At 31.6% G+C, this 22,771-nt stretch carries 23 protein-coding genes and 1 tRNA gene; 19 read left to right on the top strand and 5 right to left on the bottom strand.

All coding sequences use genetic code 11. The features are described from left to right. Position 1 precedes the first annotated feature (1 nt). From dnaK to CS873_RS05380, 4 genes are all read left to right on the top strand, one after another. Positions 2-1,834 carry a molecular chaperone DnaK gene (gene dnaK / locus CS873_RS05395; protein ID WP_099974853.1) on the top strand — a complete coding sequence of 611 codons (1,833 nt, stop codon included), beginning with the start codon at positions 2-4 and terminating at the stop codon, positions 1,832-1,834. 75 nt (positions 1,835-1,909) lie between these two features. Next, entirely contained in the window at positions 1,910-3,049 is a 1,140-nt protein-coding gene (dnaJ, locus tag CS873_RS05390; RefSeq protein ID WP_099974852.1) for a molecular chaperone DnaJ, read from the top strand. A 90-nt stretch (positions 3,050-3,139) separates the two neighbouring features. Further along, positions 3,140-4,975 (top strand): translation elongation factor 4, encoded by a 1,836-nt coding sequence (gene lepA / locus CS873_RS05385; RefSeq protein ID WP_099974851.1) that lies wholly within the window; start codon positions 3,140-3,142, stop codon positions 4,973-4,975. Positions 4,976-5,125: 150 nt separating this feature from the next. Beyond that, a complete protein-coding gene (locus CS873_RS05380) occupies positions 5,126-6,076 on the top strand; it encodes a GW dipeptide domain-containing protein (protein ID WP_099974850.1) in 951 nt (316 codons plus the stop codon). Positions 6,077-6,105: 29 nt separating this feature from the next. Here the strand turns inward: CS873_RS05380 and galE are convergent, their stop codons facing one another. Then, positions 6,106-7,095 carry a UDP-glucose 4-epimerase GalE gene (gene galE / locus CS873_RS05375; protein ID WP_099974849.1) on the bottom strand — a complete coding sequence of 330 codons (990 nt, stop codon included), beginning with the start codon at positions 7,093-7,095 and terminating at the stop codon, positions 6,106-6,108. Positions 7,096-7,240: 145 nt separating this feature from the next. Here galE and CS873_RS05370 point away from each other — a divergent pair, with 145 nt between their 5' ends. The 7 genes from CS873_RS05370 (at position 7,241) to CS873_RS05340 (ending at position 12,854) form a co-directional block, all read left to right on the top strand. Continuing rightward, entirely contained in the window at positions 7,241-7,903 is a 663-nt protein-coding gene (locus tag CS873_RS05370; protein ID WP_099974848.1) for a class A sortase, read from the top strand. Positions 7,904-7,963: 60 nt separating this feature from the next. Continuing rightward, the gene (gene recJ / locus CS873_RS05365) at positions 7,964-10,273 is read left to right on the top strand and encodes a single-stranded-DNA-specific exonuclease RecJ (RefSeq protein ID WP_099974847.1); all 2,310 of its coding nucleotides are present in this window, start codon (positions 7,964-7,966) and stop codon (positions 10,271-10,273) included. 18 nt (positions 10,274-10,291) lie between these two features. Further along, the gene (locus CS873_RS05360) at positions 10,292-10,810 is read left to right on the top strand and encodes an adenine phosphoribosyltransferase (RefSeq protein ID WP_099974846.1); all 519 of its coding nucleotides are present in this window, start codon (positions 10,292-10,294) and stop codon (positions 10,808-10,810) included. 21 nt (positions 10,811-10,831) lie between these two features. Next, positions 10,832-10,921 (top strand) — tRNA-Ser (locus CS873_RS05355). 470 nt (positions 10,922-11,391) lie between these two features. Continuing rightward, positions 11,392-11,580, top strand: a complete 189-nt coding sequence (locus CS873_RS05350) for a hypothetical protein (RefSeq protein ID WP_099974845.1) — start codon at positions 11,392-11,394, stop codon at positions 11,578-11,580. A gap of 214 nt (positions 11,581-11,794) precedes the next feature. Beyond that, positions 11,795-12,106 (top strand): hypothetical protein, encoded by a 312-nt coding sequence (locus CS873_RS05345; protein WP_138108139.1) that lies wholly within the window; start codon positions 11,795-11,797, stop codon positions 12,104-12,106. Between the two features lie 355 nt (positions 12,107-12,461). Continuing rightward, the gene (locus CS873_RS05340; RefSeq protein ID WP_099974843.1) at positions 12,462-12,854 is read left to right on the top strand and encodes an SLAP domain-containing protein; all 393 of its coding nucleotides are present in this window, start codon (positions 12,462-12,464) and stop codon (positions 12,852-12,854) included. Between the two features lie 80 nt (positions 12,855-12,934). On the opposite strand, the gene CS873_RS05335 is transcribed toward CS873_RS05340, so the two are convergent. Further along, positions 12,935-13,627, bottom strand: coding sequence for a CPBP family intramembrane glutamic endopeptidase (locus CS873_RS05335; protein WP_099974842.1), 693 nt, complete (start codon positions 13,625-13,627; stop codon positions 12,935-12,937). A gap of 18 nt (positions 13,628-13,645) precedes the next feature. After that, complete coding sequence (locus CS873_RS05330; RefSeq protein WP_099974841.1) at positions 13,646-14,011, bottom strand: hypothetical protein; 366 nt, start codon at positions 14,009-14,011, stop codon at positions 13,646-13,648. A gap of 156 nt (positions 14,012-14,167) precedes the next feature. Between CS873_RS05330 and CS873_RS05325 the strand changes: the two genes are divergently transcribed. The 4 genes from CS873_RS05325 (at position 14,168) to CS873_RS05310 (ending at position 18,567) form a co-directional block, all read left to right on the top strand. Further along, positions 14,168-14,932 carry a flavodoxin family protein gene (locus CS873_RS05325; protein ID WP_099974840.1) on the top strand — a complete coding sequence of 255 codons (765 nt, stop codon included), beginning with the start codon at positions 14,168-14,170 and terminating at the stop codon, positions 14,930-14,932. A 222-nt stretch (positions 14,933-15,154) separates the two neighbouring features. Continuing rightward, positions 15,155-15,364 (top strand): DUF4649 family protein, encoded by a 210-nt coding sequence (locus CS873_RS05320; protein WP_099974839.1) that lies wholly within the window; start codon positions 15,155-15,157, stop codon positions 15,362-15,364. 559 nt (positions 15,365-15,923) lie between these two features. Continuing rightward, positions 15,924-17,390 (top strand): glycosyltransferase, encoded by a 1,467-nt coding sequence (locus tag CS873_RS05315; protein ID WP_099974838.1) that lies wholly within the window; start codon positions 15,924-15,926, stop codon positions 17,388-17,390. Position 17,391: 1 nt separating this feature from the next. Next, entirely contained in the window at positions 17,392-18,567 is a 1,176-nt protein-coding gene (locus CS873_RS05310; protein ID WP_169922454.1) for a nucleotide sugar dehydrogenase, read from the top strand. A gap of 74 nt (positions 18,568-18,641) precedes the next feature. Here CS873_RS05310 and CS873_RS05305 read toward each other — a convergent pair whose 3' ends face one another. Then, positions 18,642-19,721 (bottom strand): M20/M25/M40 family metallo-hydrolase, encoded by a 1,080-nt coding sequence (locus tag CS873_RS05305; protein ID WP_099974836.1) that lies wholly within the window; start codon positions 19,719-19,721, stop codon positions 18,642-18,644. A gap of 62 nt (positions 19,722-19,783) precedes the next feature. Continuing rightward, on the bottom strand, positions 19,784-20,275 hold the full coding sequence (locus CS873_RS05300; protein ID WP_099974835.1) for an aminoacyl-tRNA deacylase: 492 nt from the start codon (positions 20,273-20,275) through the stop codon (positions 19,784-19,786). Positions 20,276-20,339: 64 nt separating this feature from the next. Between CS873_RS05300 and CS873_RS08130 the strand changes: the two genes are divergently transcribed. The 4 genes from CS873_RS08130 to CS873_RS05285 all read left to right on the top strand — a co-directional run bounded on the left by CS873_RS08130 (position 20,340) and on the right by CS873_RS05285 (position 22,770). After that, positions 20,340-20,513, top strand: a complete 174-nt coding sequence (locus CS873_RS08130) for a hypothetical protein (protein WP_169922453.1) — start codon at positions 20,340-20,342, stop codon at positions 20,511-20,513. Positions 20,514-20,646: 133 nt separating this feature from the next. Then, entirely contained in the window at positions 20,647-21,048 is a 402-nt protein-coding gene (locus tag CS873_RS05295) for a hypothetical protein (RefSeq protein WP_099974834.1), read from the top strand. Positions 21,049-21,119: 71 nt separating this feature from the next. After that, positions 21,120-22,031 (top strand): 50S ribosomal protein L11 methyltransferase, encoded by a 912-nt coding sequence (prmA, locus tag CS873_RS05290; RefSeq protein ID WP_099974833.1) that lies wholly within the window; start codon positions 21,120-21,122, stop codon positions 22,029-22,031. Then, entirely contained in the window at positions 22,012-22,770 is a 759-nt protein-coding gene (locus CS873_RS05285) for an RsmE family RNA methyltransferase (RefSeq protein ID WP_099974832.1), read from the top strand. Before prmA ends, CS873_RS05285 begins: the two co-directional genes overlap by 20 nt. Position 22,771 lies beyond the last annotated feature (1 nt).

Below are 22,771 nucleotides of genomic sequence, written 5' to 3'. Positions count from 1 at the left end.
AATGTCAAAAGTAATCGGTATTGATTTAGGAACTACAAACTCTGCTGTTGCAGTACTTGAAGGTGGTTCTCCAAAAATTATTACAAATCCAGAAGGAGCTAGAACAACTCCATCTGTTGTTGCTTTTAAAGATGGTGAAATTCAAGTTGGTGAAGTTGCAAAACGTCAAGCAATCACTAACCCAGATACAATTTCATCAATCAAACGTCACATTGGTGAAGCAGGTTACAAAGTAACTGTTGGTGATAAATCTTATACACCACAAGAAATTTCAGCAATGATTCTTCAATACATCAAGAAATTCTCAGAAGATTATCTTGGTGAAGAAGTTACAGATGCTGTTATTACAGTTCCTGCATATTTCAATGATTCACAAAGACAAGCTACAAAAGATGCCGGTAAAATTGCCGGACTAAATGTTCAACGTATTGTTAACGAACCAACAGCATCAGCATTGGCATATGGACTAGACAATGAAAATGCTGACGAAAAAGTTCTTGTTTATGATCTTGGTGGTGGTACATTTGATGTTTCTATCCTTGAACTAGGGGACGGAGTTTTCGAAGTACTATCAACAAATGGTGATACACATCTTGGTGGTGACGACTTTGATGAAGCTATTATTGATTGGTTAGTTGCTGAATTCAAGTCTAAGAATGGTATCGACTTGTCTCAAGACAAGATGGCTTTACAACGTCTAAAAGATGCTGCTGAAAAAGCTAAAAAAGATTTATCAGGTGTTAGTCAAACATCAATCAGTCTTCCATTTATTTCTTCAGGAGATAACGGTCCTCTTCACTTGGAAGAAACACTTTCAAAAGCAAAATTTGATGAATTAACAAGTGACCTTGTTGAAAAAACAAGAATCCCTGTTGAAAATGCATTAAAAGATGCTGGATTAACAAATGGTGACATTGATAAAGTTATCTTGAATGGTGGTTCAACACGTATTCCTGCTGTTCAAGCTGCTGTTGAAAAATGGACTGGTAAGACTCCAGATCACTCAATCAACCCTGATGAAGCTGTTGCTATTGGTGCTGCTATTCAAGGTGGTGTTATCTCAGGTGATGTTAAGGATGTTGTTCTTTTGGACGTTACACCTCTATCACTTGGTATCGAAACAATGGGTGGAGTTTCAACAAAACTTATTGATCGTAATACAACTATTCCAACAAGTAAGTCACAAGTGTTCTCAACTGCTGCTGACAATCAAAGTGCTGTGGATATTCACGTTCTTCAAGGTGAAAGAGCAATGGCTGCTGATAACAAGACATTAGGTCGTTTCCAATTAACAGATATTCCTGCAGCACCTCGTGGAATACCTCAAATTGAAGTTAAATTTGATATCGATAAAAATGGTATTGTTAATGTTTCTGCTAAAGATTTAGGTACAAATAAGGAACAAAAAATTACTATCAAGAGTTCATCTGGTTTAAGTGACGAAGAGATTGAACAAATGATGAAAGATGCCAAAGAAAACGAAGCAGAAGACGCAAAACGTAAAGAAGAAGTTGATGTTAAGAATCAAGTAGAACAAGCATTGTTCGCTACTGATAAAACATTGGAAGATGTTAAAGACAAAGTTTCTGAAGAAGAAATTAAAAAAGCAGAAGATGCACGTGATGCATTGAAAGCTGCACAAGAATCTGACAACATTGATGATATGAAAGCTAAACTTGAAGAACTTAACAAAATTGTTCAAGAACTTTCTGTAAAACTATATCAACAAGCTCAAGATTCACAAGAAGGTGCTACATCTTCAGATGACAGTAAATCATCAAAAGATGATACAGTTGACGGAGACTTCAAAGAAGTTGATCCAGAAGATAAATAATTAATTAAAAGAGCAGAGTTAGACTAGATAATCTAGAATAAGGCTGCTCTTTTAACAATGTAAAGGTGAGATTATATGGCAGATAGAGATCCGTATGACGTTTTAGGTGTTAGCAAAGATGCCTCAGAGGATGAGATTAAAAAATCATTTAGAAAATTATCTAAAAAATATCATCCTGATATTAATCAAGAGGCAGACGCTGAAGAAAAATTTAAAGAAGTAAACGATGCCTATGAAATTTTGAAAGATCCTCAAAAGAGAGCTCAATATGATCAATATGGTTCTGCTGGTATGAACGGCGGAGCTGGTGGCTTTGGCGGTGGAGGATTTAATGGACAAGCCGGAGGCTTTGGTGGTTTTGAAGATATATTTAGCCAATTCTTTGGTGGTGGTAGTACTGCTAGACAAAATCCTAATGCTCCAAGACAAGGTAATGATCTACAATACCGCATGGATTTGAAGTTTGAAGAAGCAATTTTTGGTAAAGAAACTAACATTACCTATAATCGTGAAGAAGATTGTTCAAACTGTAATGGATCAGGTGCTAAACCAGGTACTACACCAGAAACATGTAGTAACTGTAATGGATCTGGATATGTAGAAGTTGATCGTCAAACTCCACTTGGACGTATGCGCACTAGAGAAGTATGTAGTGTATGTGATGGTACTGGTAAAGATATTAAAGAAAAATGTGATGTCTGCCACGGTGCTGGTAAAGTAAATGAAAGACATGAACTAAAAGTTACTGTACCTGCTGGTATTGAAGATGGACAACAAATGCGTCTTGACGGTCAAGGTGAAGCTGGAGTTAACGGTGGACCTTACGGTGATTTGTACGTTGTTTTTGTCGTAGCTCCAAGTAAAGAGTTCAAACGTGAAGGATCAACAATATATTCTTCTGAAAATATATCATTCCCTCAAGCAGCATTGGGTGATGAAATAGAAGTAAATACTGTTCATGGGAAAGTTAAATTAACTATTCCTGCAGGAACACAAACAGGTACTTCATTCCGATTAAAGGGAAAAGGAGCACCTGTACTTCATGGCAACAATAATGGTGATCAGAAGGTTACAGTTAATATTGTTACACCTAAGAAGTTAACATCCGAAGAGAAATCTGCATTGAAACAGTATGCTGAAGTAGGCGGAAATGTAGTTAAAGAAAAAGACAGTAATTTCTTTGATAAAGTAAAAGATGCTTTCAAAGGTGAATAAACAAAAAAAGAATCAGATTAGTCTGATTCTTTTTTGTTGGTCTGATATAGTGTAAAATAGACTGTTAGAAGATGATAGGCAGGAAAAAATATGGACTTAAATTTAAACGATTTAAAAGAACGTCAAAAGAGAATTCGTAATTTTTCCATTGTTGCTCATATTGACCATGGCAAATCCACAATTGCAGATCGTATTTTGGAAAAAACAGATACAATCTCAAAAAGAGAAATGAAAGCTCAAATTTTGGATGATATGGATCTTGAGAGAGAACGTGGAATTACAATAAAACTAAATGCTGTTGAGTTAGAGTATAAAGCAAATGATGGAGAAACATATATTTTTCATCTTATTGATACTCCGGGACATGTGGATTTCTCATATGAAGTTTCTAGATCTCTTGCAGCGTGTGAAGGAGCATTGTTAGTAGTTGATGCTGCTCAAGGTGTGGAAGCACAAACATTGGCTAACACATATTTAGCAATCAATAACGATTTAGAAATTGTACCAATAATCAACAAAATAGATCTTCCATCGGCTGAACCAGATAAGGTAAAAACAGAAATCGAAGATATGATAGGTATTGATGCTTCAGATGCTGTGATGACAAGTGCCAAAACTGGTATCGGTATTGATGAGTTACTTGAAAGAATAGTTACAGATGTACCTGCACCAGAAGGTGATATCGATAAGCCATTGAAAGCTCTGATATTTGATTCAGAGTATGACAGTTATCGAGGAGTGGTATTAAGTATCAGAGTCCGTGAAGGCATCGTAAAAGCTGGTGATACTATTGAACTTATGAGTAATGGCAAGAAATTTGAAGTTACTGATGTTGGTGTAATGTCACCTAAGGCAGTTTCAAGAGATTACTTAATGGCTGGTGATGTTGGATATATCACTGCAAGTATCAAGTCTGTTCAAGATACACAGGTAGGAGATACAGTTACTCTGGCTAATAATCCAACGGAAGAACCTCTAGATGGTTATCGCAAGAGTATTCCAATGGTTTATTCTGGTATGTATCCAGTTGATAATTCAAAATACGAAGATTTACACGAAGCTCTAGAAAAATTACAGTTGAATGATGCAGCGTTAGTTTTTGAACCAGAAACTTCTCAAGCACTTGGCTTCGGATTTAGATGTGGATTCTTAGGATTGTTACACATGGATGTTGTTCAGGAGAGACTTGAACGTGAGTTTAATTTGGAATTAATTATCACATCACCATCTGTAAACTATCATGTAGAAAAAACTGATGGTGAGAAGATAGTCGTGGATAATCCTGCTGATCTACCAGATACTTCAGAAATAAAAGATATAAGCGAACCATTTGTTAGAGCAGAAATAATGGTTCCTGAAGAATACGTTGGTGCTGTTATGGAACTATGCCAGAGAAAACGTGGTAACTTCATAACAATGGATTACCTAGATAAATATAGAGTGAACATTATTTACAAATTGCCACTTTTAGAAATAATATTTGATTTCTTTGATGATTTAAAATCAAACACTAAGGGATATGCTTCATTGGATTATTCAGTGGATGACTATGAATCATCTGACCTTGTAAAAATGGATATATTACTAAATGGTGAACCAGTTGACGCATTGAGCTTTATAGTCCATAGAGATTTTGCATACGAAAGAGGTCGTGATATTGTAGCACGGCTAAAAGAAGTTATTCCGCGTCAAATGTTTGAAATTCCTATTCAGGCCGCAATTGGTAACAAGATTGTAGCTAGATCAACAGTTAAAGCATTCAGAAAAGACGTTACTGCCAAATTGTATGGTGGAGATCAAACTCGTAAAGATAAACTTCTAAACAAGCAAAAAGCCGGTAAGAAGAGAATGAAAGATGTTGGTAAAGTTTCTATTCCTCAAGAGGCATTTATGACAGTATTAGATTTAAATAAGGGAAAAGGTTAAAAATAACAATATTTTTTAACCTTTTTATATTTTTTTTGCAATTTTTGAAAATATTTTTCTATAATTTATTGAAAACGTTTACTGCATATTGTGATAAGTGTATCATTAGTACTATATTAAATATTAATTAATACATGGGGGTATTAAATTATGAAATTGAAGTATTTTTTAGCTGTAGCTATTGCAGCACCAGCAATTTTTGTAACAACATCTGTAAGCGCTGATTCTGTTGATAATGATTCAGCGGCAACACAAGCCACAACGATTGATTCAACAACCAATCAACCATCAACAACTCAAGGTAACGTAGTTGTTTCAACTGGTGATGGTTCATATATTTTAGGTGATAATAGTAGTGCACAAGCTTCTACTGCTGCTTCTACAAGTACAATTGCAGAAACAGAAACTAGTCCAACTACATATTTTGTAGTAGCTCCTGAATATACAGTTTGGGATAAGCCATATGATTCAACAGCAAAGGCAGTTGCTTCATTAAAGGATTATGCTAAAACAAAATTCACAGGATTTGGTGAAGCTACTGGTCCTAATGGTAATAAATATATTCACATAACAAATAACGATAATATAACTGGTTGGGTTTACTCTGGAGCAGTAACATCTACTGATCCAGCAGCACCAGCAGCTCCAACAACAACTGATAAAATAATCAACACTGCAAAGAAAGTTACTGACGTTAACAACTCTGTATCAGGAGCCTTAGACTCAGTAGTAAAGGGTGTTGATTCTGCTCAAGCAGTTGTTCAAGAACCAGGAAAAGTTATTACAAGTGCTATCAAGACACCACTTGATAATATAACATCTATTAACTCAAGTATTTCTGGAACAATTGATAGTATCTCAAAAACAAATACATCAGTAACTTCTGGCATTTCAGGAGCTATTAACGGTGTAACATCTATCAATAATTCAGTTGTATCTGGTGCAACAAGTGTAATTGATGGTGGAACAAAAATTATTAATAGTGCAACTGGACTTGTAGGAGCACTTACTCCTAATTTATCTGGAATCGGCTCAGGTATAACTTCAGGAATTAGTACTATAGGAAAAATAATTTCGGGTTTAGCAGGACTTGGAGCATAAAAAAAATAACCCATTAAGGGTTATTTTTTTTATGAAGAAAAACCATTTATATGTTTAGATTTAAAATTCCAAGCATCTTGAATTATTTTTTCAATATTTTCATTTTGAGGTTGCCAACCTAAAATTTTTCTTGCATTAATACTATCTGCAATAAGGGTACTTGGATCGCCAGGTCTTCTATCACCGATATTTGATTTTATATCCATTCCAGTAACTTTTCCAGCAGCTTCTAAAATTTCTTTATTAGAAAATCCATTTTGTGAACCCAGATTGAAGATTTTACTATTATTGCCATCTATAAGATATTCCATAGCTAATCTGTGAGCTGATGCTAAATCCATAACATGAACGTAATCGCGTACATTTGTACCATCTTTAGTATCATAGTCGTCACCAAAAATAGTAATTTCATCACGTTGGCCAGCTGCAACTTGTAAGATGATTGGGATTAGATGTGTTTCCGGTCCGTGATCTTCACCGATTGAACCATCTTCTTTAGCACCGGCAACATTAAAGTATCTAAGAGCTACAAATTTGATACCATAAGCAATATCTGACCATTTCATAATTTTTTCCATGGCTAACTTACTTTCGCCGTATGGATTTGTTGGCTCAGTTGGATCAGATTCTTTGATAGGAATTTGCTTTGGTTCACCATATGTTGCTGCAGTTGAAGAGAAAATGATTCTCTTAACATCAAAATCTCTCATGACTTCTAGCAATGAAATCATACCAGCAACATTATTATCAAAATATTTAAGTGGATCTTTCATTGATTCAGGTACAATAGAGAAAGCAGCAAAATGAATTACATCGGTAATATTTTCCTCTTGAAAAACTCTATTTAGGAAAACTTTATCACGAATGTCGCCTTGATAAAATTTTGCTTTATTATTTATTGCTTCTTTATGACCGGTTTCTAGGTTGTCAGCTACTACTACATCGTAATCGTTATCACATAAGTGATCTACAGTGTGTGAGCCAACATATCCGGCACCACCTAAGACAAGAATACTCATAATTTACCTCCGTTATTGTATAATTTTATTATAATGTTATTACAAGAATAAAGTTAGCACCTTTAAGCAACCTTAAATTATCGAAAATTGAATTAAATTATACCAGAAAATCTATTATAGTATTATAAATAAGTAGGTGAATTAAATGAGAAAATTTTTTACAATACTGGTAACTACAATCGTATTAGTATTCGCATTAATACTTATTTTTAATGCGCCTGTAAAACAGTATCTAGTTGAGCAAATGTCCAATAGAGAGATGAATTCTCTTTCAAAAGAACAGATTGCTAAAAATGAGAAGAAAAGTGGCGAGTTTGATTTTTCAAAAGTAAAACCACTAACAGCTGCTCAAGTTGCTAAAGCAAGTGTCTCTGGTGAAGTTACAACAATTGGTAAACTTGCAGTACCTTCAGTTGGTATGAAGTTACCCATCGTCAAGGGAATGGGTGACGCTGAACTTTCAGCTGGTGGTGGAACCATGAAGGAAGATCAAAAAATGGGGAAATCTAATTATGCCTTAGCAGGTCACTACATGACAAAAGATGGTGCATTATTTTCTCCGCTTGAAAAAGCACAAATCGGTGATTTAATCTATATAACTGATATGAAAAAAGTTTATGCATATAAAATTGATTATAAACAGAAAGTAGCTCCGACAGCTGTATACTTGTTGAATGATACTAAGGGAACACCGATCATAACAATGATAACCTGTGCCGATGGAGGATCAAATAGGTGGGCAGTTCAGGGTAAGTTAGTCTCTAAGGAAAAAGCAACAGATAAAAATTTAGAACTATTTAAAAAATAAGTCATTCGGCTTATTTTTTTTTAATTTATATTGATATAATGGGTACCAGTAGGTGATAAATTGATAAATAAAGTATGGAAAAAAAGAAAAGAATTATCATCAAATGATATAGATGATTTTTCTCAAAAATTTCAACAAAATAAAATTGTATCCGAATTATTACTAGAGAGAGATTTTAATAATCCTGAAGTAATAACTGAATTTCTTAATCCAGATATTAATGGATTACAAGATCCTTTTGGTCTTAATGATATGGATAAAGCATTAGAGTTAATTGATGATGCAGTAGAAAATCAAAAAAAGGTTGTTATATATGGTGATTATGATGCCGATGGAGTAACAAGTACATCGATTATGTATCTCACATTGAAAAAGATGGGATTAACACCAGAATTCTATATTCCAGACAGATTTCAAGATGGTTATGGTCCAAATTTAGAAGCATACAAAAGAATTGTTGAACGTGGTGTAGATTTATTAATTACCGTTGACAATGGTGTTAGTGGAAAAGAAGAAATTAAATTTTTGAAAGATCAGGGTGTATCTGTACTAATTTCAGATCATCATGATTTACCAGACGAATTACCAGAAGCAGACGCCATTGTTCATCCTCGTATTCCTGGATTTGAATATGTTTGTCCTAATTTATCAGGAGCCGGAGTTGCATTTAAGATTGCTGATGCCATTTTAGGAGAAGAAGCAATAGAGTTAATTGATTTGGCAGCAATAGGAACAGTCGCTGATTCCGTTGATCTTTCAGGGGAAAACAGAATCATAGTTGCTAATGGACTAAAACAACTTCAAAAGAGCACCAACTTGGGAATTAGTACTCTTGTTAAAAGCATGAAAATAAAGCCCAGTGACATTGATGAGGAAACAATAGGTTTTCAAATTGCACCTAGAATAAATGCTTTGGGAAGAGTAGAAAATGCTAGTTCAGCAGTGGAATTGTTCACCACAAGTGATGCAAATTTTTCTAAAGAATTAGCAGATGAAACAGAAGAAGTAAATACTCGAAGACAAGATCTAGTTGAAATTGCTTATAATGCATCTTTAAATCAAATTGATGACCAAATTGATAATCCAGTATTAGTACTACATGGAGATGATTGGCATCAAGGCATACTAGGAATTGTAGCAAGTAGGGTTGTTGAACTCACTAATAAACCTACATTAGTAATGTCACTTGATAAAAATGAAAATCTATACAAAGGTTCTGGAAGAAGTCCAGAGGGATTTAATTTATTTGAAGCAATGAATAAATATCGCAAACTGTTATCTAGTTTTGGAGGTCATTCTCAGGCCTGTGGATTTTCCATTGATATTGATAATTTAGAAGAATTTCAGGACAAAATACAAGCAGAAGTTGCTAATCAAAAATTTGATGTTACTGCTGATCTTGAGAAAATTTATGATTTAGAGTTACCTGTTAATCAACTAACTTTAGAAATCATAGAATCAATTTCAAAGTTAGCACCTTTTGGATATGGAAATCCAAAGCCTGTCATTCAGTTGAAAAATGTAACAATTGATCAACCCCAAGCAATTGGTAAAGATAAGAGTCATATTAAATTTTTTGCAAAGCAGAATGGTCATCAAGTTGGCTCGATTGGATTTAAAATGTTTAAAGAGGTTCAAGAAATATCTAATCAATCTTGTGACGTATATGGCACTTTAGGAATTAATGAGTGGGCAGGTAAAAAAAATCTGCAGTTAATGGTTCAAGGTGTCGAAGTTTCTCAATCAGGAATTAAGATAAAAAATCTCAAAGAAACATATATAGACTATCGTAATAAACAGTTATCTAAGCCATTGTTAGAACACTTTGATTCAATTGTTTTCTTCAATGACGTATATCTAGAATCCGCAAAGAAAAATTCCATTGATGTTAATTTAGCTAAATACGATCAAGATTTCAGTGATCAAAATATTTTAATATATGATCGTCCACATGATCTTGACTTGTTGAAACATTTTGTAGAAAACAATAATACTTCACATACTGCATTGTATTTCCATACTGATTTGATTCAAAGATATGCTAAACCAGATGAGATAAAGATGAAAGAGTTACTTAAGTATATCTACACACACGAAAGAATAAATACAGCTTCACTAGACGAATTAGCAAAGTATTTAAAAATTGAAAAGAATAATTTAGATTTTTATTTAAATGTGTTTTTTGAATTAGATTTTGTTAGAATAGAAGATGGTTTTGTTGAAAAAGCAAATTCTTCCAAACAGAGAAGTCTCCAAGAATCGCAGGCATTTTTAAAACGATTAAAGAGAAATGATGTTGAAAAAATATTAATTGAATCTAATTTTGATGATCTATTAGTTTGGTTATCTGATTATGATTGTCATTGTTAAATTGAATGGAGAAATTTGATGACTATTGACTTTAAGAAATATGTTGCCAACGTTCCAGACTTTCCGGAACCAGGAGTATTATTTCGTGATATTTCACCACTAATGCTAGATGGTGAAGCGTACGCTGCAGCTACAGAAGAAATTGTTAAATACGCAAAAGAACGTGGAGCAGAGTTAATTGCTGGTCCAGAAGCACGTGGGTTTATTGTGGGATGTCCCGTGGCAAATAGTATGGGCGTAGGCTTTGCCCCGGCAAGAAAAAAAGGGAAACTACCTAGAGAAACAGTATCTGTTACATATGATTTAGAATATGGACAGGGATCACTGTATATGCAAACTGATGCTATTAAACCAGGACAAAAGGTTTTAGTAGTAGATGATTTGATGGCAACAGGTGGTACATTAGCTGCAACTATCAAGTTGATTGAAAAACTGGGCGGTGAAGTAGTTGGTACAGCCTTTATGATAGAATTAATGGACCTACATGGCCGCGATAAAATTAAAGACTATGATATGTTTACATTGATGAAATACTAAAATGTCGCAAGGCATTTTTATGGAAGATTGGCAGAGTGGTAATGCAGCGGATTCGAAATCCGCCGAGCGAATATACGTATTCGTGCGCAGGTTCAAATCCTGTATCTTCCTTATAAACTATAAAAAAGTACTATAGCTGTAGGGGCTACGGTACTTTTTTATTTCTGTGACTACATTTTATATTTTATCTAAAGCATTAAGTATTTTTTATCACTATTCTCAGTAGCGTGTTCATATATATTCATTGTGACATTAACGTTTGAATGACCCAGACGTTTTTGAAAATCTTTAGGGGTAATAACACTACTAGCCCTAGGTGGTGCATTAGGATTGGTCTATGAAACATCACAGACTGAAAGCAACAAGGCAGATACTTCAAGTTGGCAACCAACAGATGAACAAGTAAATAACAAAGGAAAAGAGGACTAACCAATGGATTTAAATACAATCAATAAAACATATGCTCTAACAAGCAATCAAAGTGATAGTAGAATTGCAGAAAACGTTTTATTATCCTACATGAGTCTGGTAATGACTCAGATAGAAAGAACGAACGAGCTGTTAAAAATGAAGCCTCTTACATGTATGATAATTTTGGTAATGCATATACAACTCATTTCGTTGGTGCTTATGATACGAAAGAAAAGATTTATCAAATTGGAGAACCTGGCTATGTATTTTGGGGAGCATTAAATGCTAATTCATACGCACTGGTTCAAATTGAGTTTGCACGTTCTACTAGTCCAGAAACTTTTAAAATTGCTTATTGAGCATATATTAATTTAGCTAGATATTACGCTAATTTATATGGTATTCCATTAACTTTAGACCAAGGAGGGGTTAATACTCCAGGTATTAAAATTCATTCATGGGTCACTAAAAACTTTGGTGGAGATCACGTTGATCCATATCCATACTTCGCGGAAATGGGAATTACTAAAGATCCAATAGCAAAAGACTTAATGAATGGAGTTGGATGAACAAGTGGCAAAAGAAAATACAGTAAATAATATAGTTAAAGTAACAAATAATCATTTTAAAGCATTTACTACATATGATAAAAACGGTAATCCTAACATGGGTACAGATATCACACCTAGCTCAGAATGGGTATCAAATTCCATTGTGGCACTTACAAATGAAAACTTGCCATTCTATCAAATAGCTACTAATATCTTTATTCCTCAAAAGATTACTAATTTTAAAGATGTTTTAGTGATTAATTTACCTAAATCAGAGCATGCACACACTGTTAATGACTTAGGTGAAAAAACAGAGGATAAAGTGGATAATTAACTAGTAGGTGGTTCTTCATGGAAACATGATGGTACTCTATATCCAATGAAGAATTGAGTACTAGCGTATAAGATTGCTTCTAATTTATATTTACCTGTTCAGTTTACTCAAGGTTCTGGGTATACAGGAAAATAAAATATATTAAAGCTGGAATATAGAAATTAATTATAATTAATGTTAGAGTTTTATATGCGATCCCCCCGGTCGCATGTTAAATCCCTATACATATTTGTATATAAATAAACCCTTACTCAAATCGAGTAGGGGCTTTTTTATTTAAATGTAACAAATATTTAATTTGATATAATCTATAAAAAAGGGCACAATGCAGGTGTTACATAAGGAGGATATTAACATGAAAAAATCTTTTAAGATATTACTTGCAGGATTTGCAATTATTATGCCATCAGTAGGCGCTTTCGGCTTAATGACACCGACAGTTGCTAATGCCGATATTACAGGATCAGAAATAGACCCAGGATTTTCTAGACCAACTATTAGTAATCCTAGTATCGATATTCCTACTGTAGATAAAGATTGGGTCAATGTACCTATTACATCAGTTGTTATTGTTAAAGATGGTCTTTCAGCATCAGTATTTGACTATAATGGTCATGCGATTGGAGAAGTTGCTCCACAAAATACTGCATGGTTTACAGATCAACAACATACAAATCAAAATGATGGAAAAGTGTATTACAGAATAGCTACAGATAAGTATATTCTTGCCGATCAGGTCAATATATAATAGCTATGATTTTTGATAAATATAAAAGAGCCTCTACTAATTAGGTTTAGTAGGGGCTTTTTAAATTATATTATATACTTTTATTGATGTAGGAATGAAATAAGAAATGGAGGAATAAATAAAATATAATCGAATATAATATGAGCTATTATACCACCCCAGAGTGAATCTGCTCGTTTCCATGCATAGTTGAATGGTATTCTAGTTAAACCAATTACAATGATACATTGATAAATATTCCAATTGTAAGTAGGTAAGTGAATTAATCCGAAAATAACTCCTGTGATAATCGATGTAATAAAGAAAGTTTTGTTATAATTTAAATTCGAATTTTTTTTAAGCATATAAATGATTATTGGAATTGTAAGAGCAGCAATGACTAATTCTTCACCAATTAAGGAAATCCATACAGTAGAAATAGTATAAAGTTTATCTTGTAATTGTCCTTTTAAAAGTATATCTGCTATAGAGTTTTCGTTTGAAGTATTATTTAGAACTATTTCGCCAAATTTAGATGTACCTATGGACAAAAGAAATGATAGAATTATCATTCCTAAAATAAATAACCAACTTCCATTTAAAGGTTTTCTCAGTAAGTTTTTCAATCCATTTTTACCAAACATTAAATATAGAGATAAACCACCAGAAATTGGTAACCACAAAAAATCTAATGGTAATTCAAATGTTAGACCAAGAAATCCTATTATTAATATAATTGGGGTTAAAAGAACACCACGTTTTGATATAACTTTATTAAATATTAAATTTTCCATTTATTTCCACCCTAATAGTTATCTTAAAATATTTGCTTCAACATTTGACATGTTAACGTATAGTTCCCCTTTATATCTTAAAAGTGTAGTACCATCACTCATCGTTACTTTAACATCTGAATAGTGAAAAATATTATCGGGATTAATTATCATCAACGGACTTATTCCACTAAGAGTTTGTACATCAGTAGGTTTTGATATTATATATAAAAAATTACCCGTTTGAATGTTTGTCACATGTGGAATAATATTTTGATTTGAATTAGATTTCTGAATTTCCGCCATAGGGATAGTATCAGCATTAGCAATTGTTGGAGTGAAAATTCCAAAAGCCGATAATGGTAGAACTAAACTGGCTAGTATATTTGTAATATTTTTTTTCATAATAAATATCCTCCTGAATAAGTTAAGTTTACCATAGTAAAATATATTTGAATATATATCATAATTATGTAAAATGGCTTAATATTTTTTATTTCAAATGGTATTTAAAGATAAAATAAAATTGCATATAAAAAAACGATTGAAGGGGAAATACTGATGAAAGTGTTATGTTTTTTAAGTTCACATAAGAAAAATGGTATAACTGGAACTGCTTTAAAAATATTATTATCTAATTTATCTGAAAATTGTAAATATGAGGTGATTTATCTAGATGATTATAAAATAGAACCTAATAAGAAAAACGAAAGCAGTATCGTACTTGAAGAATTGTATTCTAAAATGAAAAAAGCTGATGCTTATGTATTTGCTGCTCCGACATATTGGAGAGAACTATCAGGACTTATGAAACATTTTTTTGATTGTTTAAGGCCAAAAATAGTTCATTTTAAAAACAATGGTGATACAATTCCTGGAGATTTAAAAGGAAAAAAATATTTAAGTATTGTATCTTGCTATACCAGCAGTTTAGAAAATTTTTTCACAGGAGTAACAGATGATAGTTTTAAAACTATCGATCGAGTGATGAGTGCCGCTGGAACAGTAAAAATTGGTGAAGTTGTAATTACTAATACGTTTAAAAGAAAAACAATATCTAATAACAAAATTAAAATACTTAAAAAATATAGCAGAAAAATAGACTCAAAAAAGAAAAGGATAAATAATACAATGAAAAGATATATCCAATTATTTTTTATGATTTCAGTTATGTCATTAATTACAATGGCTATTCAAAAATTCTTTAGTAATATATTAAGTACTCAAAATTTTTGGATAAATTATTTAAGTTTCACTATTATTTTCTTTATTTTACTCTCGTTAATTTTACATTTTTTCACCTTTGTTAAGCATCGAAGAAGATAGAGCTTGATAGTTATTTAGTTAGAAATGTAATAGATAAGAACAATGCAAATGTTTTTACAAGCGGTAGAACAATTGAAGAAACTGTGAATAAATTTAAGACTTTATAATTAAAAGAGCCTCTACCTTAATTGGTAGAGGCTTTTTAGTTAAATTTAAAAAATATTCAATTTGATTAATCCAAAAAAGAGAACATAATGTGTGTTATAAAAGGAGATTTTAATTATGCTAAATATTGTTTATTTGTTAGACGGAAATGTTAAAAATGTAGCTGAGTATAAAAGTACCGATCAATTTGTAGCGAATCAACAGTTAGAAGTACCAGACTTTGAAGATTCATTAAAAATATTAAAAGTATCAATTGATGGTAAAACAGTCGATCTAGTTGATTCTACGATATCTGGACTATACAATTACTTAATAGAAACAAAATAATAGATATTATGATATATGAAATCCCTTTACCTTAATTGGTAGGGGCTTTTTTATATATTATAAAATGACTACAATTTGACTACATTTAACTTAGGTCTTTTGAACTTATTTGAGTAATGTAACTATATAGCGTATTAATAATTTACTGAAAGCTCAATTAATTTGTGCGTTTTGAGGTGTTATGATTTGTTTTGAGATTAACCAACAGGAAACCTGTATCTTCCATAATTTAAATGTTCATATACCTGTATAAATGGTATGTGACCTTTTTTTATTAAAAAAAATGATTATAAATTAAATTAATCTAATAATAAAAATTAAAATATAATTAATAATAAATATATATTATGAAAAAATTTAATTTTTTACATAAATACTGTTAAATTAACGATTATATTGTGGTAATATAACATCAACATAAAAAGAAACATCTGAATTTATTAAAAAAACTAATATAAGTTTTAATTCTTTTATATCATAAAAAGTAAAATTTTTTTTGAAAACAGAATATATTGATGTTATTTTTGTGAATCTGTAGAGCAAAAAGGTGGGGTTCCTTATGGGCTGGGTTTTTATTGGATTCATAATTCTATTACTCTTTTGCATTGGGGTGCTAATAAATAAGAGTGGAAGAGAATCACAGTTGATCTATCAAGATCGTAAGAAAGCTATAAAGAAGAAAAGATTCGAATACAGACTTCCTAAGTCACAATTAGTTATATTTTCTATAGGGGAAAAAATAATAGATATAACTACATTTACTTTTATAGTTGGATGTTTAATATATCAAGTAATGAAGTTGTCTAGTGGATATTCATGGACTGGACCTTTTATTATAATTTCATTTGGATGGATGGCATTTATCATTCTTTCTGCATGTTTGAACGTGGAGTACAAAGGTAATATACCGGACTTAAAGAAAGTTGTTATTATTCCCGTATATAATGAAGATCCAAAAATTGTTTCTGAAGTTTTAGATAGTATTATAAATCAAACCGTTCCGGTAGATTACATCGCTGTAATGGAAGATGGTTCTGATTTACAAAATAATGTTTCTGAATTAGTTAAGCAAAAGGCCCGTGAAGCTAACGTTAATATTTACTACAAATATATTGAAAATTCAGGCAAACGTGTAGCACAGTCGCATGCATTTAAGCGTTTTATGAACTATGCAGATGTTTTCATTACTATAGATAGTGACACTATCCTAAAAGAAGATGCGATAGAAAAGGGGATTCTACCATTTAACGATGACCGTGTAATGTCAGTTGGTGGAACATTATTGAATTACAATAGTACTAATTTTTTAACTAAGGTTACTGGACTGGGTTTTGTCTCGTCATTTACAAATGGACGTTCAGCTTGGTCTAAATGGAAGGCAGTTGCAGTTAATTGCGGAGGCCTAGCATTTTATCGAAAAGATGTAATTAATCAATTTTTAGATGATTATTTAAATCAAGAAATATTTGGAGAAAAAGTCAATTTTGGTGATGATCGCATGCTTACTCAATATGCATCACTATTGGGAGACACAGTTTTTCAAGAGTCATCAATTGGCTATACAATGTTACCCGAAAAGTTTAGTCATTTGACTCGTCAACGTGTTAGATGGTGGAAAAGCTTCTGGTGGGGCGGAGTCTGGTTATTAAAAAATCAGAAAATTTCTGAACCTGTCTGGTGGTTAACACTTACACAATATATTTCTTTTGTTCTTTATTCTGTGATTTTGCCTTTTGTTTTAATTATATTTCCAGTTTTAAATCAAAAGATACCTTTTGAAGTAGTATTTTACGTAATTATTTTATCTTATGTAAGAAGCATTAGAACTTTAAAAACTAATCCTTTGAATATGACTAAAACTAGACAATTTTTAGAATTTTTAATATTGGCACCATTGAGCACAATCATAAACTTTTATTTATGTTCAATGCTTCAAGTATATTCACTTTTAACACTAAGACAGTCAAAAAATTGGGGAACTCGTCAAAGTGTCGAACTAACTTTAGATCCAAATGGGGGAAATTAACATGGCACATAAAGTAGCTATTATTGGGTTAGGATATGTTGGATTAGCAAATGCATTAGCACTATCTCTAAAAAATGAAATTATTGGTTTTGATATTGATCAAGAAAAGATGAATTTATTAAAAAATGAAGTCTCAACACTGAAGGAATCTAGAGCTGTTGAAATCATTAAGAATAATGATAATTTAACTTTCACAGATCAATTTGTAGATACTATAGATACAGATTTTATGATTATTTCTACACCAACAAATTTTGATGTTGCAACAAGTGCATTTGATACACAATCAATTGAAGATACAATTGATAATGCATTGGAAATGAATTATCAAGGAACTTTTATTATAAAGTCGACTGTTCCAGTTGGTTTTACAGAAAAATTAAAGAAATCAAAGAATATAGAAAATATTCTTATGGTTCCGGAATTTTTAACAGAAAATCATCCAGTTTTTGATATTTTTAATACTTCACGAGTTATTGTGGGTGGGAAAGATAAGGAGTTATCAGAAGAAGTGGCAGAAATGTTCGTAGAAATCTCAGAAAAATCTCCATCAAAATTGGTTGGATTTTCTGAAGCAGAATCTATTAAACTATTTTCTAATGGATACTTAGCTATGCGAGTTGCATATTTTAACGAAATTGATTCCTTTGCAATGGCAAATGGTTTGGATTCTGAAGCATTGATAGATGGTATTTCGTTAGATCCGAGAATTGGTGAAGGGTACAATAATCCATCATTTGGATATGGTGGCTACTGTTTGCCTAAAGATACAGCACAGATGCGCATGGAATTCAAAGGAATTGAAAGTCCTCTAGTGGACAGCATTGTTGAATCAAACCATGACCGTAAAATTTTTATATCACAAGAAATTAAAAGTAAGAATTTACAAAAAGTTGGTTTTTACCGTCTAATCATGAAAAGTGGATCTGATAATTTCAGATCTGCAGCAATTATAGATATTTTGAATCAGGTTTCCAAAGATGTTGAAACAATAAATATCTATGAACCAATGATGACAGAAAAACAAATGTCTCTTCTTCCTGAAAATATTGTAATGATAGACGATTTGGAGAAATTCAAATCAGATTCTGAATTAATTGTTGCTAACAGAATTGATAATCATATAAAAGATATAGAAGCTAAGATATTTACAAGAGACATTTTTCATGTTAATTAAAGAGATCGTAAGATCTCTTTTTTGATTAAAATATTAAATAAAAAAAGCTAAGTGGATTATTTCCACTTAGCTTTTTATTTTAAATAATTTTTTGCAATTAATTTATAAATTTCAATGAAATCAAAATAATCTTTTTCTTCCATAAATTCATTTATTTGGTGTGCTGTTTCATTTCCAGGACCTAAAACAACAACATGAAGATTAGGATTTTCTTTGAAGAATTGAGATGCGTCTGTTCCACCTGGTGCACCTACAAGTAGTATATCTTCATTAAGAACTTCTTTTGCTGCAGATCTTACTTCAGCTAGAAATTCAGAATCTAGTGTTGTTTTAACTGGCCAGTTGCTACTTTGAATGATAAGTTCAAGATTCATTTTGGGATCAGAAGAATTAAGATCATCAACAATTTTTTGAAGTCCTGCAATTATTTTGTCATTATCATATTCTGGAATTGTTCTGATTTTTCCTTTTAATGTAGCAATATCAGGAATTGTATTTCTTTGGTCACCAGCATCAAATATCGTAACAGAAGGGGAATTATTACCTAAAATATCATCATTATATTCAATAATTTTATTAAAATACTCTTTTTCTTTATTGTAGAAAGTAACCAAGTTATCAATAGCATTGATTCCTAATTGAGGCATTGAGCTATGCGCAGAACGTCCATGGGAGATAACATCGTAATCAAGAGATCCTTTGTGTGCACAAAAAGCAGAGTGACGGCCATAGTCAGTTGGATTAGGTTGGGGAACTTCTAAAAGTCCACTTTGAATAAGCTTATGAATGGTTTCTATACTTGAAGCATTACTTGGCTCACCAACTATTAAAGCATCTAAATCGTTAGCAAATCCTTCTTTAGCCAATTGTTTTGAACCAATTTCTCCTAGTTCTTCACCAACAGTTGCAATAAACTTGATATTGCCATGAAAATCTTCGTCTTCGTGGCCAGTGAATCCAAGGATTTTTCCGTTACCCTTTGTTATAGAAGCAATAAGATTAAATCTGTTTTCATCAACTTTATCATATTCTGATTCAATTCCATGTTTCTCAAATAGTTCTTTTAGGTAATCAGCGACGGCTTTTTCATTTCCATTAACCGTTTTTATCCGAAGAACATCATCCAATATGTTTAATTTTTCTGACTGATCCATTATCTTTCCTTCAAATATTTATATTCCATATTTTAGTATTAATTAAAATTATTGCAAAAGTTTTATTCTGGTTGATCTACTGCAAAATCTCCAAATTCGCCATCTACTGATTTTGCTAAATCTTGAGGATTGATCAAAACAGAAAATCCAACTTTACCAGCCGATACTATTATTTTGTCAGCTGCTTTTGCATTATCATCAAAATAGATGGGATAATTATGTAAAGACCTAATTCCTACAGGACTATTTGCACCATGTTCAAAACCACTTGTTTTAATCAAATTCTTTAAAGGAACCATGCCAACTTTTTTATTTCCTGATATTTGGGCTAATTTTTTATAACTTAAGTGCATGTCTAATGGAATGACACCTACAATAGGTCCTGTTTTATTTCCTGTTAAAACTAATGTTTTATAAATTTTGTATCCGTCTTGCATAGACTTATCAGTAACACCATCAATCGTTTGAAACTCAAGTGGTGTATATTCAATGTTTTGTTTATCTAATATTTTTTCAACTAAGGTTTTAGAAATTTTTTTATTTTTTTTACTCATAGATTAACAATGCTCCTCTTTTCTTTTATAATAATAACATTAGATAAAAATTGAGGTAATAATCATGGGTCTATTTAATAAAAAGAAAAAAACCAGACTGGGTAATACCCAAAATGATTTTAGTAAGATGACTCAAGCATTCAAGAAGGATCCTGCAAAACTCCAAAAGGCACAAGAGTTATTTAAGGATAATAAAGATCTTCGCAAAAAATCAACGAAATATACGGATAAGAAATAACCTATCTATCATTAAGATAGGTTATTTCTTTATCAAAAAACTTAAACATTATTTTCACTTTATGATTGATATAAGAATTTTATATAGATATAATTAATATATAAATAACTTAAGAATAGAGGTGTTGATAATTATGATGACAATAAAAAATGAAAAACAAATTATTGACGCAAATATCTTCCTTGAAAGATTTTTGACATATAGAGATATATTTTCAGAGTACTTTAAAACAATTAAAGTAATAGACAGTGGTGAAGCTCTGACTTATGAAAATTATCAAAGGCTAGAAGACAATTATATTTGGAATGTAAAAAAACTTATGATTTTTTCAAGTTCATTTATACACAAATATAATCTAAAAGGATCAGATATTGCTAATAATTTAAATGAATATTTTGTGGTATTAATTGACGGTATGCAAGGTATCAACTTTGAAAGAAACACTGTTAATTATGAGCAAATAGAAGAATCAAAAAAACTAATAGAAGAAAAATCTATTAAATTTAGAGAATCTTTTAGTTTAATTCTTCAATAAAGACGTGAATACGTCTTTTTTTTGTTGTGCTTTTTTAGTAATCTATTAATAACACAAAAGGGGATGTTAATATGATTTGGAAAAAGATTAGCGTTCATATTCCTAAAGAATTTAATTATGAAATTATTACAAACATCTTTGAAGAATGCGGTGCAAATGGTACAGAATTTGTAGATTCAAATGTAGACTTTAATGAAGTTAATACATATTTTGAAGAACAAAATTTTGATAATAATTTTGTAGATAATTTAAAAGGAAAGATACAGGATTTGAAAAAGTATCAATTTTCAGTAGATGATATTAAAATTCTAGTATCAGATATGGACGATGCTGAATGGAAAGATTCATGGAAAGAGTATTATCATCCAGTACAAGTAAGCAGATTCTTGACTATTGTACCTAGTTGGATTGATTACCAACCAATTGATGAAAAAGAGAGCACTATTTTAATCAACCCTGGGGAATCATTTGGAGCGGGTACTCACCCTACAACATTTACATCTCTACAGGCACTTGAAACAATATTGGGTAATTCTCATTCATTATTCGATGTAGGTACGGGAACAGGTATTTTGGCAATCTATGCCAAAATGCTCGGAGTAAAGGATATAACTGCATTGGACATAGAAGATAATGCAATTGAAATGACCAAAAAGAATATTTCACTTAATCCAGATTGTAATGATATAAAGGTTTTGAAGAATTCTTTATTAGATGGAATTGATGAAACAGCTGATGTAATTGTAGCTAACATTTTGTACAACATATTAGAAATCTTCATTCCAGATATCGATAGCCATCTAAATGAAAATGGTTATGTAATTTTGTCCGGAATAATTATAGAAAAAGAGCAGTGGATTACTGATTTGATGAGTGAGCAAGGTTTTGTTGTATTAGAGAGCTTGCATTTAAATGGATGGACAACGTTAATTTGTCGCAGAAAAATAGAGATAGAGGCAGAAGATGGAGCAATACTTCGTTAATAATATTATAAATAGCAATCGGTACACAGTTGACGATAAGGATCTGTTCAAACATATTGCGGTAGTACTTAGACATCAAACGGGTGATGAACTATTTTTAGTAGATCAATCTAAAGCATTATTTAAAGCTATTATTGATCAGATCGATGTAGATGGAAAACAAATTATATTTGATGTTGAGAAAGATAATAGACCATCTACTGAAATGCCTGTAGACTTGATTGTTGCTTGTTCTTTATCTAAAAAAGACAAAGTAGAGTGGATTGCTCAAAAATCGACTGAATTAGGTGCAAAAAAAATAATATTATTCTCCTCAAAGTATTCAATTATGAATTGGAAGAGTAATATAGTAGAAAAGAAAATATCTAGAATAAATGAAATTGTAAAAAATGCTGCACAACAGTCCAAACGAAGAATAATTCCTGAAGTTATTTATTACTCTTCTATGAAAGATCTTTTAAAAGAATCTGCTGAAAGTAAAATTGTGGCATATGAAGAGTCAGCTAAAGATGGTGAACAATCTTTGATGGCCAAAGAATTAGCAAAAAAACCAACCTCAATAATAGGGGTTTTCGGTCCAGAAGGTGGTTTTGCACCTGAGGAAATAGATTTCCTCAAAGAAAGTGGATACACGGCTGCTGGTTTAGGACCACGTATCATGAGGGCAGAAACAGCACCAATGTACTTCTTATCTGCAATTTCTTTTAACTACGAATTACAACAATTAGGAGATAATTAGA

The organism is Companilactobacillus metriopterae (assembly GCF_002762335.1).
GTDB lineage: Bacteria > Bacillota > Bacilli > Lactobacillales > Lactobacillaceae > Companilactobacillus > Companilactobacillus metriopterae.
The sequence above is the reverse complement of the archived record's forward strand: the minus strand, read 5'-3'. Positions and strand labels throughout refer to the sequence as shown.

What these genes read in the sequence shown, in the direction of transcription:
- CS873_RS05310 (WP_169922454.1), top strand. Translation starts at nt 17,392, where the DNA reads ATGGCACATAAAGTAGCTATTATTGGGTTAGGATATGTTGGATTAGCA.
- CS873_RS05285 (WP_099974832.1), top strand. Translation starts at nt 22,012, where the DNA reads ATGGAGCAATACTTCGTTAATAATATTATAAATAGCAATCGGTACACA.
- prmA (WP_099974833.1), top strand. Translation starts at nt 21,120, where the DNA reads ATGATTTGGAAAAAGATTAGCGTTCATATTCCTAAAGAATTTAATTAT.
- dnaJ (WP_099974852.1), top strand. Translation starts at nt 1,910, where the DNA reads ATGGCAGATAGAGATCCGTATGACGTTTTAGGTGTTAGCAAAGATGCC.
- CS873_RS05370 (WP_099974848.1), top strand. Translation starts at nt 7,241, where the DNA reads ATGAGAAAATTTTTTACAATACTGGTAACTACAATCGTATTAGTATTC.
- CS873_RS05305 (WP_099974836.1), bottom strand. Translation starts at nt 19,721, where the DNA reads ATGGATCAGTCAGAAAAATTAAACATATTGGATGATGTTCTTCGGATA.
- dnaK (WP_099974853.1), top strand. Translation starts at nt 2, where the DNA reads ATGTCAAAAGTAATCGGTATTGATTTAGGAACTACAAACTCTGCTGTT.
- CS873_RS05315 (WP_099974838.1), top strand. Translation starts at nt 15,924, where the DNA reads ATGGGCTGGGTTTTTATTGGATTCATAATTCTATTACTCTTTTGCATT.
- galE (WP_099974849.1), bottom strand. Translation starts at nt 7,095, where the DNA reads ATGAGTATTCTTGTCTTAGGTGGTGCCGGATATGTTGGCTCACACACT.
- CS873_RS05295 (WP_099974834.1), top strand. Translation starts at nt 20,647, where the DNA reads ATGATGACAATAAAAAATGAAAAACAAATTATTGACGCAAATATCTTC.
- CS873_RS05300 (WP_099974835.1), bottom strand. Translation starts at nt 20,275, where the DNA reads ATGAGTAAAAAAAATAAAAAAATTTCTAAAACCTTAGTTGAAAAAATA.
- CS873_RS08130 (WP_169922453.1), top strand. Translation starts at nt 20,340, where the DNA reads ATGGGTCTATTTAATAAAAAGAAAAAAACCAGACTGGGTAATACCCAA.
- CS873_RS05360 (WP_099974846.1), top strand. Translation starts at nt 10,292, where the DNA reads ATGACTATTGACTTTAAGAAATATGTTGCCAACGTTCCAGACTTTCCG.
- CS873_RS05350 (WP_099974845.1), top strand. Translation starts at nt 11,392, where the DNA reads ATGTATGATAATTTTGGTAATGCATATACAACTCATTTCGTTGGTGCT.
- CS873_RS05320 (WP_099974839.1), top strand. Translation starts at nt 15,155, where the DNA reads ATGCTAAATATTGTTTATTTGTTAGACGGAAATGTTAAAAATGTAGCT.
- CS873_RS05340 (WP_099974843.1), top strand. Translation starts at nt 12,462, where the DNA reads ATGAAAAAATCTTTTAAGATATTACTTGCAGGATTTGCAATTATTATG.
- lepA (WP_099974851.1), top strand. Translation starts at nt 3,140, where the DNA reads ATGGACTTAAATTTAAACGATTTAAAAGAACGTCAAAAGAGAATTCGT.
- CS873_RS05380 (WP_099974850.1), top strand. Translation starts at nt 5,126, where the DNA reads ATGAAATTGAAGTATTTTTTAGCTGTAGCTATTGCAGCACCAGCAATT.
- CS873_RS05335 (WP_099974842.1), bottom strand. Translation starts at nt 13,627, where the DNA reads ATGGAAAATTTAATATTTAATAAAGTTATATCAAAACGTGGTGTTCTT.
- CS873_RS05325 (WP_099974840.1), top strand. Translation starts at nt 14,168, where the DNA reads ATGAAAGTGTTATGTTTTTTAAGTTCACATAAGAAAAATGGTATAACT.
- CS873_RS05330 (WP_099974841.1), bottom strand. Translation starts at nt 14,011, where the DNA reads ATGAAAAAAAATATTACAAATATACTAGCCAGTTTAGTTCTACCATTA.